At 57.1% G+C, this 12540-nt stretch carries 10 protein-coding genes; 1 reads left to right on the forward strand and 9 read right to left on the reverse strand.

The window, feature by feature from the left end; translation table 11 throughout:
- Window positions 1-51 precede the first annotated feature (51 nt).
- On the forward strand, window positions 52-1101 hold the full coding sequence (locus tag NVIE_RS06910) for a formate--phosphoribosylaminoimidazolecarboxamide ligase (protein ID WP_227717519.1): 1050 nt from the start codon (window positions 52-54) through the stop codon (window positions 1099-1101).
- On the opposite strand, the gene NVIE_RS15770 is transcribed toward NVIE_RS06910, so the two are convergent.
- The 9 genes from NVIE_RS15770 to NVIE_RS06955 form a co-directional block, all read right to left on the reverse strand.
- On the reverse strand, window positions 1094-2953 hold the full coding sequence (locus NVIE_RS15770) for a CFI-box-CTERM domain-containing protein (RefSeq protein ID WP_174405431.1): 1860 nt from the start codon (window positions 2951-2953) through the stop codon (window positions 1094-1096). The genes NVIE_RS06910 and NVIE_RS15770 overlap by 8 nt on opposite strands.
- Before the next feature lie 87 nt (window positions 2954-3040).
- Window positions 3041-3946 carry a hypothetical protein gene (locus NVIE_RS06920; protein WP_075054625.1) on the reverse strand — a complete coding sequence of 302 codons (906 nt, stop codon included), beginning with the start codon at window positions 3944-3946 and terminating at the stop codon, window positions 3041-3043.
- Between the two features lie 63 nt (window positions 3947-4009).
- Complete coding sequence (locus tag NVIE_RS06925) at window positions 4010-4525, reverse strand: hypothetical protein (protein WP_144239549.1); 516 nt, start codon at window positions 4523-4525, stop codon at window positions 4010-4012.
- Between the two features lie 205 nt (window positions 4526-4730).
- A complete protein-coding gene (locus NVIE_RS06930) occupies window positions 4731-5264 on the reverse strand; it encodes a hypothetical protein (RefSeq protein WP_075054627.1) in 534 nt (177 codons plus the stop codon).
- 8 nt (window positions 5265-5272) lie between these two features.
- A complete protein-coding gene (locus NVIE_RS06935; protein WP_075054628.1) occupies window positions 5273-5791 on the reverse strand; it encodes a winged helix-turn-helix transcriptional regulator in 519 nt (172 codons plus the stop codon).
- 1 nt (window position 5792) lies between these two features.
- Complete coding sequence (locus NVIE_RS06940) at window positions 5793-6200, reverse strand: hypothetical protein (protein ID WP_075054629.1); 408 nt, start codon at window positions 6198-6200, stop codon at window positions 5793-5795.
- A 68-nt stretch (window positions 6201-6268) separates the two neighbouring features.
- A complete protein-coding gene (locus NVIE_RS06945; protein WP_158435125.1) occupies window positions 6269-8146 on the reverse strand; it encodes a CopD family protein in 1878 nt (625 codons plus the stop codon).
- A gap of 77 nt (window positions 8147-8223) precedes the next feature.
- The gene (locus NVIE_RS06950) at window positions 8224-8979 is read right to left on the reverse strand and encodes a hypothetical protein (RefSeq protein ID WP_144239550.1); all 756 of its coding nucleotides are present in this window, start codon (window positions 8977-8979) and stop codon (window positions 8224-8226) included.
- Between the two features lie 77 nt (window positions 8980-9056).
- Window positions 9057-12020 (reverse strand): copper resistance CopC/CopD family protein, encoded by a 2964-nt coding sequence (locus tag NVIE_RS06955; RefSeq protein ID WP_075054632.1) that lies wholly within the window; start codon window positions 12018-12020, stop codon window positions 9057-9059.
- Between the last annotated feature and the right edge of the window lie 520 nt (window positions 12021-12540).

Consider the following 12540-nt stretch of genomic DNA (forward strand, 5'->3'; position numbering starts at 1 on the left):
AGTGGTTGGTAAGAAGGATTTTAACCTCCCATCCGGTACAACCACACCGTCTTGGCAACCACTACAGGCAAAGCTGCTATCACCATCGCAACTCTTGGCTCGCACTGCGCGCTGCAGGTGCTAAAGGGCGCAAAGGACGAGGGCTTTCGCACGCTCCTCGTGTGCGAGAAAAAGCGCGTCGGCCTTTACGAGAGGTTTGGCTTTATCGACGACATGATAATAGTGGACAAGTTTTCAGAGGTGGCCGGCGACAGGTGCAAGACAATACTGAAGAAAAAGAACGCGATCATCGTCCCGCACGGCACGCTCATATCGCAGATGTCAAGCGACGAGATTGAAAAAATCGAGACCCCGATCTTTGGCAACAAGTGGATACTGCGCTGGGAGGCCGACAGGGAGATGAAGCAGAAACTGATGGAAGAGGCCGGCCTGCGTACCCCAAGGCCCATAAAATCCAAGGACGACATCGACGGCCTCTGCATTGTGAAGCTGCACGGCGCCGCCGGCGGCAAGGGCTACTACCTTGCATGGAACCGCGAGAGCTTTGAGGAAGGCGCAAAGAGGCTCGTGCAGCAGGGCATGATAAGGGGTGAGCAGGACCTTTACATCCAGGAATTCATAAGAGGGGTGCCTGCGTACCTGCAGTACTTTTACTCGCCAGTGACAAAATCACTGGAGCTTTTGGGCGTCGACAGGCGCTACGAGTCTGACATTGACGGCATCGGAAGGATACCGGCCAGGCAGCAGCTGGGGGCAGGAGGCGAGCCTTCGTACACGGTCGTCGGCAACATACCACTCGTACTGCGAGAGTCGCTGCTTGACGAGGTGTACAGGATGGGCGAGGGCTTTTGCAGGGCCGCCGAGCGGCTGGTAAAACCGGGCATGCCGGGGCCGTTCTGCCTTGAAGGCGTGTACGACAGCGAGGGCAAGTTCACCACGTTCGAATTTTCTGCAAGAATAGTCGCGGGGACGAACCTGTACGTGGACGGCTCGCCGTACTCGGGCCTGCTTTACGACGAGCCAATGAGCATGGGCAGAAGAATTGCCCGCGAAGTCAAGGTTGCAAGGAAAAAGAACCGCCTTGCAAGCATTGTCACCTAGACGCCTTTTTTCTTTGCACAAGCCGGACAACGGCAAGAGCCGCTGCGGCAGCCAGGGCGATCACGAACGCAGGCGTCGTTATTGACAGCACCTGCACAGAGCCTGCGGCAATTGCAACAAGCGTCGCGACCAGCGCGCCGGCCGCAACTATCGCGGCAATTGCGACAGTTCTCGAGTTGACCTTTTTCCTTGCCGCTATTGCCGCGCCGGCTGCCAACGGCGAAACATAGACAGCGCCTATGAGCGTGCTTGCGACTGCGCCGGCAAGAATAGTTCCGCCTTCCCCTCCGCCCGCGCTTGAAAACGCCTGCTCTGACGCAAGCAATATCCCAAAGAGCGGGTACAGCGCGGCCTTGACTGTGGCCTGCAGCCACGGCTGCTCTCGCTCGTAATCTGCCACCTGCGGGCTGAACGAGTAATAGACCGCGTTAAATATGCTCATGAACGCCGAGCCGGACATCGATTTTAGCACATAGTTGTCCCTAAAACCGCGGAGGAATTGCACCTGCGGCGTCAGTTCAGAGCCAAACGCTGCTGTGGCGATGAGGCACCCGGAAGGCTGCTGCTGTTGTGTTGGTGTGGTGGCATTATTGTTGCTGTTGCCGCTTCCCTGCAGCACCACCACGTCTATCTGGGCCGACTCGTTTTCGCCGTTTATCTTTTGCGCGGCCACGCGATAGTTGCCCGGCTCCAGAAACGTGTACTGTTCCGAGAACGTGCCCTGACCGGACGCAAGGTGCTTGCGGTAGACCTCCCGGCCGTCCTTTGTTATCACAAAGTCAAATGAAGCGTTCCTGACGAGGTCGCCCACGCTGTTGTCCTGAACGTTCATGACAAACGTCGTCGGCGAGCCGGACTCTATCACCTCCGGCCCCCACGACATCTCCCACACGTACTTTTCTGTTGTGGAGAGCAGGTCAAGCGGGAACTTGGGCTTGTCTGCCGGCGCAAGCACAAAGTCCATCGTGTTGCCCGACCCCTTTACGCCAGTCAGCCTGTCGTTGTTGAGCACAAAGTGGACCACGCGCAGGCCCTCGTACGAATAGTCGTCAATGAGCACCGCATCCGGAGGGAGCTCCTTGCCGTCGACAGAGCCGCGGTAGCCGTTTACCTGCAGCTCCTTTATGGCCTTTGGAAACATGACTTCCATGTGCACCAGCGGCACCTGCGAGACGTAGGAAGACGCCCAGTCAAACGGCATCGAAAAAGAGATCGAGTTTGTGTCCCTGTCGTATTCCAGGTTTGAAACGTCGGCATAGTAGGTCATGACCGACATCTTTTGGTCGCCCTCCGCGGTCTGGACGCTAAAGTCCTGCGTCTTTGAGACGCTGACGAACAGGTCAAACGTGCGGTCCGATTCGACCTGCAGGCCGGTGCTGGAGGTTTGCAGCGTGACTGACACCTTGTACAGCCCGCCGTCGGACATTATCCTGCTTCTTATTTCCACGGGCGCGTCCTTGCTGACGTTTACCCTGCCGGGGCTTGCCTGGTCGTTTACCTGTGCCGCGTCCGCATTTGCGTCGGGCACGAGCTTTGCAAGAACGATGCCGTCTGACGAGCGGAACTCTTGGTCAAGGAGAGTGTTGTTGCCCTTTTCCACCACCACGCGGTAGTCGATGCCGCCGGCGATGGTAGAGTTGTTTCTAGGGTCAAGCGTCCTTATCGTAAGGGTAGGCGGAGACTTGCCTACGCTTTCGATAAAAGTCGGGGAAATGGATGCCTCAACAGCCACCTGCCTCCCGCCTATCGTCGTGGGAAGCGACTGGTCTGTGCCAAGGCCGTGGCCGTACGCGCCCAGTGTGGAGCTAAAAACCAGCGTCGCCAGCAAGAGGGGCGCAAGGTAACGCTTCACAGGCAAAAGGGCGCATCAAGGCAAAATAAAGATTTGTAAAAGTACAGAAAGAAAAAGGAGGAAGAGAGTAGGAGCCGTGCATCTCTCCTACTGAGTCATGTTGTTACCTGTCATGTTGCCAGACATGTCCATTGACGACTCCTCATCGTCATCGTGGCTCTCTGCTGCGTGGCCGTCCAGCGGGAGGTCAAACGCCTTTGCAAGGTTCTCGTGGACCTTGCCGTGCACGATCACGGTCACGCTTTCAAGGGACGCCCGGCTGTCGACTGCACTCTTTAGCTCGTTGAGGCCGGACCTGAGCGCGGCCATCGAGTCGGCCGAGCCATCCGGCGCGCCTGCGTTGAGCTTGTAGTACAGGCTCGATGCCTTTAGCGTGAGCCACTTGGCCGACTGGTATGCTGGCATGTTGACAATCTTGTCGTGCGCCTCTTCCGTGCTGCCAGTCATGTTCATGCTGCTGCCAGAGTGATCATGACTTCCTCCTTCTGCCATTCCGTAGGCACCCTGGTAGGATTCCAGAATTCCGTCCACCAGGTTTGCAAATACAAGAGCCCTTACCGTCGAGTTGGTCAGCTGGCCGCTGTCAATCCTGACGGTGACGGTCTCGCCAAGCAGGCCGTTGATGTCTCTTATCTGCTGGACGATTTCAGACCTAGGGCTGTTGCCTTCAACAGAAGTCTTTAGCTTTTCCAGCGCCGCCGGGAGGTCCGTTCCAAGCCTCTGGTTCTTTTCAGATATTTCCTTGATGGTATCTGCGCTCAGGTGTCCTGCCGCATGCTCGGCGTGCTCTCTGGCAAGCTCGTGGTTGCCCATATAATTCCCGCCTACCAGCATGAGATGAATCTTTAATGTGTCCATGTTCGCAAGAAACGCGGCGCTTTCGTCGCCGGAGAAGTTGTGCGCAAACGCCCTCTGCCCTGCCGACGCGTAGGCCAGTCCTCCACCTACCATCATGGCGGCAAGCAAGAGCGCGGTGGTGCTTTTTCTTTCCATAGATGTAGAAACCGGTCATCCTTTAATTAGGGTTCTAGTACACCGGCCGAAGTAGTAGCAGTTTTAGATCTTGTTTCTAGAGTGCAAATAGACTGCAATGCCGGCGATAACTGCCGCCGCAGGCGTCACGTAGTATAGCAACAGCTCGTCAAGTGGTATGCCGGGCGGAAATGCGCTCACGTCAAAGCTTGCCACAAGGGGCTGCGACGCGTATTTTGCATCGCCGGGGATGCGGGTCTGCACGGTCACGACGTAGCTTCCCGGCGTGTCAAACACATACCTTGTCGTGATGTCGCTTATCTCGTACAGGCGGTAGGGCTCCTGATGAATCGGGTTGCCCGTCTGCTTGTCCGCAATCACCACTGATGTGTAGACATTGTAGATGTTGTTGCCGTCGCTGGCAAGCACGCTAAAGTTGAGAGTCGAGTTGGTGCCGGTTATCGGGCTTGCAGGGTACGGCTGGAAGATTATCTGGTATCCGTCCACTTCCTTTGTGGTGCCGAAAAAGTGGGCGTACGCCGGCACAAAGAACATGCCTGTAAAAAAGAGCATGACGACTGCAAGGAAGTGCAGTGACAACAACAACAGCAGCAGCATCGGCCTGTTTTGGCGCTTTGCATATTTCAACCATCATGCTGGTACATCTGCCGGATGAACCACAACTACTAATATGCAAACAATGCGTAATCTACCCTGTAGCGCCAGTTCGCTGCAGAGAAAAAATGCATATGCCTGTTCATTGCACGGCGGGGAGAGCCTTTCTCCTCCCCTCCCTTCCGTGCCATCAGGCTTGTTCCTTTGCCTTCTTTCTATTTCTGCGCATTATCACTATTGCGCCTGCAACTGCCGCCCCGGCAGCCCCGATCCCGGGCGCGACAGTGTAGAGGTAATAGTCGTTCTGGCCTGCCACGTCAAGTTCGAATATAAAAGTCAGGGTCTGGCCGCTGTAGGCGTTGTCTGTAAGGTCTGCATAAAGAACGTACCTGCCCGGCTCTGCAAAAGTGCGGTCGTACGCATAGTGGCCGTACGGGACTATTACCGGGCCGACCGCTGCGACTTCGGCGCCGTCCTTGACCAGCCTTATCTTTACCGGCACGTCCACCAGGTCGTCGCCGTTGACGCCGGCAATCCTCATCACCACCTTTGCAGGCTCGCCGGCCACCAGCCTGGCCGGCTCGGTGGCGACCTCAAAGTCATAGTTGCCTAACCTCTGCTTGTACACGGCGTTCTTTAGCGGATCGGCAAACGCCGGCTGCGCGACCAGCAGGAAAATGGCCGCAAGAGCCACTGCGCACGCAAGCGACTTTAACGACAGCAACAGCTATGCTAGAGCTCGTCCAACATTTCAACGTAATTGTCGACGACCTTGTCGGCAAAGGTCCGGCGGTACTTTGACAGCACGTCGGCGATGAGATCCTTGTTCGCAAGGCTGTACAGCTGGTACTCGCCGTACCTGACGGACAGTATGCCGGCATCCTTCAGGCGCTTCAGGTGCGCCGAAACGGTGGAAGGCGCTTTTCCCGTGTGCTCCACTATTTCTGCAAAGGTGCACATGTCCTGCGACAGTATGAATGACACTATCTCGCGTATCGGCTCGTGCCTGATGTAGCCAAGCACCTGCGACTCGCTTTCCGGCACGTTGACAGGGTAATAGCGGGTGATGCGCGCCTGCTGCCTGTCCACCCTCACCACGCTTGCCCTTTCAAGGGCGGACAGATGGTACGTCAGCACGCCGTTTGCAAGGCCGGTCGACCGCAAGAGCTCGCGGTAGCGGATGCCCGGCTCGCGCTCGATGAGGTTCAGGAGGAGATCCTGGGTGCTGACGGTCTCTGACACTTCTTCCATCTCACTTGTTCACCTTAAGCACTCCTAGCCCGAACAGGCTGAGCATTGCAAGCACGATGATGTGCGGGAATTCTATATCAAGATTGGGGATCTGCAAAAAGAACAAGAGCCCGACTGCCTGGAACAGGTAGAACACCTCTGCGATTCCGAGCGCGATGAACCCAAGCGTCATGTAAAGCGTCCTTGCCCCGCCTGTGCGCCTGTACGCAGTCAGCGAGACAATGCTGAGGAACGAGGCTATCACGAGGCTTGCGATGTGGAGGAGGATGTGGGACAGCATGGACGGGTGCGTGACGTGCGGGAGAACGAGGGGCGCAATGATGCCTACCACTATGGCCGCGGTGAGCCCAAATACCAGAGGCTTTGACGCCGTCGCCTCCTGAACAGGCTGGTTACTACCCGTCTGCATCCACCAATAAATTGGTGGTTTTGGCCTAATAAAGGGATTGGTACAAAGCCAGAATTAGCTATAGCCAGCTAGCCCAGCGCGGCAAGCGTCTTTTTCATCTGCAGCCGGCTCTGCCTCGCATAAAAGGCGCTCCCGCCTGCCACCGCCGCTGCAAGGCCCAGCGCAAGGGCCGCAAACGAGTCAAAGCTTGGCAGCATTTCCGTGTTGCTGTCTTCTTCATCCATCTCAGGCATCGCAGGCATTCCCGGCGGCATGGCCTGCCCGCTTACCAGAGTCTCGGTAAAGCTGTGGTTCAGGTCGTACGCGTTTACCCTCTGCGCGATAAAGTCCATCTTCCATTCGCCTGCCTGGCTCAGGTAGCCTCCGGTGGCCGAATAAACGCCGTCGCCGGTTTTTTGCAGCGTGACTACCAGCGGCCCCACCCCGGCGTCCACGTTTGTGAGCCGCAGCACCACGCTTGCAATGTTTTGCGGGGGATTGGTGCCTCCTTCCAAAAGCGTGGCGGTAAACGTGTTGACCCCCGGCTGGAAAGGAGATATTTCCAGCGCGATGTCAACACCGTCCACGTTCACGCGGTGCATAAAATGCGGGCCGGACTGCTGATGCGTCGTCATGGCCTGTGCGGGCGGCGACGTTATCGTGAGAAAAGAGGCTGCAAGTAGCACTCCTATCCCGACAAGCGCCTCGGCCTTGACGGTCCTGCCAAAGCGCGACGTGGCCGCGTATTCCTGGCCGCCGGATCTTGCAAGCACGACTATTTCCCGGTGCAGCCTGAGCTGGTGGTACGCCCCAAGGAGCACCATGGGAAGGGCGGCTGCAAGTTTTGTTGCCAAGCTTGTCCCGTACGGCGTGGAAAAGAGCGAGTCCAGCGCGTGCAGGTGGACCCACGCCATGTAGATCCCAGTCACGCCGATGACCCCAAGCGACACGGTGGCTACGAGCGAAAATCTTGGCAGCGCGGTCGCAAGCTGGCGTGGCGACCGCCTTGTCGCCGGCGCAAACACTAAAGCCAGGTAGAACAGGCCCCCGACCCACGCGGACACGGCCATAAAGTGGGCCCAGTCAAGCGCCGTCGCAAGCGCAGGCAGGAACGGCGCGGCAGAGTTGTGGCTCAGCATGCTGTTTGAGAACAGCGAGACCGCGCCTGCCGCAAGGATGGCGTACAGCAGCAGTAGTAGTAGCGGCTTTTTGTCGCCTTTTTTCATCATGCAGGCAAGGACCGCGCCGGCTGCTACCACTATTGCCGACGCTGCAAGCCGGATTAGCCATACGGCGCCGGCTGGCGAGCTTGCAACAAGTGACTGCGCGGCCTGCCCAAGCGGGACGCCGGCGGCCTCGGCAAGGTTGCCGGCCTGCAAGAGCATGATCACTGTGGCAGACGCGGCCACGGCGCCTGCGCTTGCAAGCAGGATGATTGAAAACCTGCGCAGGAAACGGCCTGCTGCTCCTTCTTCTTCAAGCTTTTTCCGCAGGATTGCGTGCGCCATCGCCCCGCCGACGATTGCCGTCTGCGCTACGATGAGGGGCCACTTGGCAAGCGCGTCTTCGTACGACGTGACGTACCGCGTCTCACTTGGCCCTCCTGCCGGCACCACCTCATGGCCCATGCCAAAGACGTACGCGCCTTCCGTGATGTGCCCGTCGTCAAGCGACATCGTGAACCACGACACCGTGTATATGCCGTCCCTGACCTTGCCTGTATCCAGCGTCACGGCAGCCTGCCTGCCGTTTTCGCCAATGACTGCAAAGTCGTTGTTGTCGATGCGCTGGCCCTGCGCGTCTGCAACCCGGATGTAGCTCACATTCGGGTCTGGGCGCTCTGAAAACGATATTGCTAGCTGTTGCGGGAGCTCGGATTTTTCGTGGAACTGCGCGTTTGGCGCAATTGAATATTTCACAGGCACCGCGTGGCCAAATGCAGGCTCTATCGCTGCTGAGGGCAGCAACAGCGCTAGGGCTGCCAGTGCAAAAACAATGAGGAGGGGCCGGCGGCTTGACATGGCTAGGGAAAAAAGATGGGGCGCTACTTGTTGTTGCTGCCGCCGCGCCTTGCCATTGCCACAGCGCCTATGGCTATGCCCACTATGCCAAGGCCGATTCCCGCCCACGCCATGCCGCCATCACTTCCACCTGATGCTGCCGGCGGCGCCTTGACGGACGCAACGTCGCTCTGGACCTGCGCAATGGCCTTGCTCACGTCGTTGTTCTGCATGTATGGCTCGGGGAACCCTGCGTCGGTTCGCGACTCAAAGCAGCCATAGCCTCCGGCTACACCCTTTCTCACCACGCCTTCTGACACCGTGACGGCAGAGTTGTCTGGCTGCGCGCCAGCCTCGCCTGCAGGGGTGCACGAGAACGTGAGGTCGACCGGCGTGTTGTTTATCGTCCCGAATATGCGGTACGTGTACGTCGTCGCAATGGTCGGGTAGAACGGCGCGCTGTACTGGCCTGGCGAGTTGAAGACGGGCTCTAGTGGCATCTCTTTCTTTTTGTCCCCTGCGCCGATCTCAACCTTTAGTGTCTGCTCAAGGCCCGTGACAGGAGTCGCTCCTGCCGCGCGAGAGTTCATCGGGTCGCTCGGGTCTGCGTTGAGGACGCGAAGGTCAACCCCGGTCTTGTCGTCCACAAACGCAGGCTCGTTGAGCGAGCCTATCACTATCAAGTAGTCCTTGCCGCCTATCGTGTAGAGCTGGCGCTGGTGCGCATAGGCCGGCGCCGCAAAAGCGCCTGTCAAGAGGAGCGCTATCGCTACCCCAACCATAATTATTGCTAGTTTCATGCAGGTATTGGAAGCTATAGAAAATTTAAGAAAAGTGGTACATTAGGCGAATGTCCTACTGACATGCAAGATGATTATTAGCTCTGACCTTTCATCGCCATACGGACGTTGCGCTTCAGGTCTGTTGCGCTCTTGGCGTACATCATGGCGCTTATCGCTATGCCAGCGGCTATCGCGGGCCCGGCAAGGTCGGCAAGCGAAAAGCCGACGTTTGTCACAGGGCTTGCCGTTTCTTCTGGCGCGCCTGCGCCTCCCGGCTGCTGCGGCGCCGGCGCGGAAGGCTTGGCCGTTATCGCGATGCTGCCAAGGGCTGATCCTTGCTGTTCTGCAAACCAGATCTTGCCCTTGTCGTCAGCGACCAAGTATTGAATGGTCGAGCCCGAGGTCGGTATCTTGGCCTCAGCACTTGCCCCTGTCCTTGGATCGAATACGGCGACCCGGTCTATTGTGTGCAGTGCAACCCATATGTTGCCATAGCTGTCAGCCGCCATTCCAAAGGGCAGGCCGGCGTCGTTCAGGGCAGGATACTCGCGGAACGTCTCAAAGAGCGGGTTGAATGCCGTGACAGTGTGCCCTTCATGCTCGGTGACAAAGAGGTCGTGGCCGTTTGGATCAGGGAATATGGAAGTAGGTATTATGAGCTTGTTCTGGCCCTTTGGCGCGTATTCCGTGATGTTGCCAGTTGCAGGATCTATGATTGCGATCTTGCCTACCGCCGATTCTGGCATCCACAGGTTGCCATTACGGTCTACCGATAGAGCTACAGGTCCGGAGTTGGGCGACGGTATATCTATTGCAGAGAATTTTTCAGAGCGTGGGTCAAACTTGAAGACTTTGTTTGGCTGAGACACTGGCATCCACAGGTTGCCATTGCGATCTATTGCAAGACCTGTTGCTATGCCGTTTTCTGACAGTTGGAATTTGCGGTCTTGCTTTGTTTGTGGGTCGTACTGCCCAAGATATGATGGCAAGGATGTTGACGGTGGCGGCGGGCTAATATACCACAACTTGCCGTCGCTGCCAAGTGCCACCATTGTGACAAGGTTGGCACTATCTGGACGGCTGCTCAATTTGTGTACCGTATAGTTGCCTGTAGCAGTGTCAAATTGGAATATTCTGCTTGAACCCGGATTCGTGTCGCCGACCCATATCGACTGACGAGCCGCGTCGAATACAGGGTACAACAAGAGGCTCTTTTCCGGCGTCTTGTACTCCTTGACCTCAAATCCGAGGCTCGATATCGCCGGCCTTACAGTGACGTCAAGGCTTGCGACGATGTTTGACGCGGAGGAGCGCACGCCTTCCACCTGGATAGACCACACGCCCGGCAGGCTGAAAGCCGCGTCTGCGGCAAACGTGCCGTCCTGCTGGCGCGTCGTGTTGATGCTTATCGGGCCTATCCCCTTTTCGACCTGCGTAAGCTTTATCGTTGCAGCGCTGACGTCTGTAGCAGGCTTGTTGTCACTGCCAGCGAACGCAAGCGTGAACCTGTTCTGGCCCACGGCAAACGGGTCCACCGCGAGGTTTACCTTGCCGTCAGGAGCGTACAGCGTCTGGGTGAATTTTGTGGATGCGGCAGCGGCTGTCTGCTGCGTGGCGGCAAACGCTTCCTGCGAATCCTGTGGCTTGCCGTACTGCGGGAACTCGCCGGCGGGAAGCGAGCTGTTGGCCATTATGGACACCATCAGGAGCAGCGCTATGCCGACGCCGGCCTCTGCCTTCAAGCTCTTGGCAAAGCGCCCATAGCCGTTTGACTGGACTGAAGAGCCCCCTACCATTGCGACCGTCGCCTTTTTCTGTATCACAAACTGCGAGTATCCGCCCATTGCGACCATCACGCCGGCAAGGCCCAGCTTGATCGCAAGGACCTTGCCGTACGTGGACGCAAGCGTCAATGAAAGGTCGCTCTCGATGAGGAAAAGCAAGAGAGGACCGGTTATGATCGCAATGCCAAGTATCGTGACCACTATTGTGGAAAAGCGCGGTATCAGGATTGAGATCGCTGCGGCCCTTGCGCGCTCGTCAGGCATCGCAAGGATCTTTGGCACTGCCACAAAGCCCATCAGTATCAGGCCGCCTATCCAGATGCTTGCGGCGGTGTTGTGGAAAAAGTCAAGCAGGATTGCAGTTATCTGTCCGGTGGCCGCGCCATGCGCTATCAGGCTTGACGTCACGAGCACCGCAAGGCCCATTACGAGTATCGCAAGCATCTCGGCCCTGCTTGGGAGCGCGCCGGTCCGGGTCAGCTTGCGGTACACAAACACAGCGATTATCATTAGGATGGACGACTCGATCATGCGCGTCGTCCAGACGTTGCCAAACTTGGTCGCTATCGCCTGGGCTATCCCCGCGTTGATGTCGATCGCCTGCACGGCTATCATGGCAAAGTTTGAGCCAATCACGATGGCCGCGCCGATTATGATGAGTTTTACCATCTTCCGGTCGATTGCGGCGCGCTGGGAGGATATTGCGCCTGCAAGCCATGGCACGCGCGCAAGCGGCTTCCACAGCCACAGCGAGCCAAACGCCGCGCCCACAACTATCACCTGCCCGACCATGCCGGGGAACCTTGACGCCGACTCTAGTGGAGACAGGATCTGCGAGGGTGGCGTCGCAGGGCCCGCGCCAGGCGTTACGGCGGTGCCTATCCCAAACGTAAAGGCGCTTTCTACCACGTGGCCGTCAACTGCGGAAAGCACTCTTGTGGTGACGGTGTAGATGCCGTCAGGCAAGCCCGGCTGCAGTGAAACTCCAAGGGTCTGGGTGTCGCCTCCCACGTTGTGGGGGTCGTTCTTGTCGACCCGCGCTCCGTCAGGGGCAAGCACCGACATCGTGCTGTACGAGAGCTCTATCGGCTCTGTGAACGTGACCGTCACCTCTGCCGGCGAGGAAGACAAGCTCTGAAACGGTTTGGGAGAAGAGCTTACTGTTATCGGGTGTGCAAAGGACTGCTGCTGCGGCGGCATGCCTGCAATGGCGAGCGTCGCCACTACCATGGCAACGGCAACGACGTACAGCAGTGACTGTGGCCGGCCAGACAACACGATCGTAATACGCGCCGGACCATATTTGACTCTTGCTTACTTTATGGTACAAATCCCGAACTGGAATCTTGAGTACAAATCCCGAACTGGAATCTTGATTTGTGGCTAATTACCTTGTAACTAGACCCACAGTTACCGTCGTACCAATGCCATGAAAAGGGTCGAGTATTATAGCATGGCACGATTCATGTTTTAAACCTTCTCACAAGATTACGGTAAAGATATTTTACGGCTTTACGGCAAATTTAATTAGCAGCGCTTACCACAGGTTACCATACGTTACGTTAAACCTAGGGTAAAACTTGACGCAAAGTAGCAGGTGGCTCTCACGCTCAGCGACCCTCGCTGATGGGTTGGGCGTGTTGGCCGGGCCACCTGCTATTACTTCTGACTGCCTGTACTGATTTTAAACATTGCTGTCTTTACCATATTTTACAGTAATTTACCACATGCTCGAAAGGTAACAAAATGTATGCCAAAGTATGCTAGAGTATGCAAAGGCATGCTAGAGTATGCA

The sequence above is a fragment of the Nitrososphaera viennensis EN76 genome (genome assembly GCF_000698785.1).
Lineage (GTDB): Archaea > Thermoproteota > Nitrososphaeria > Nitrososphaerales > Nitrososphaeraceae > Nitrososphaera > Nitrososphaera viennensis.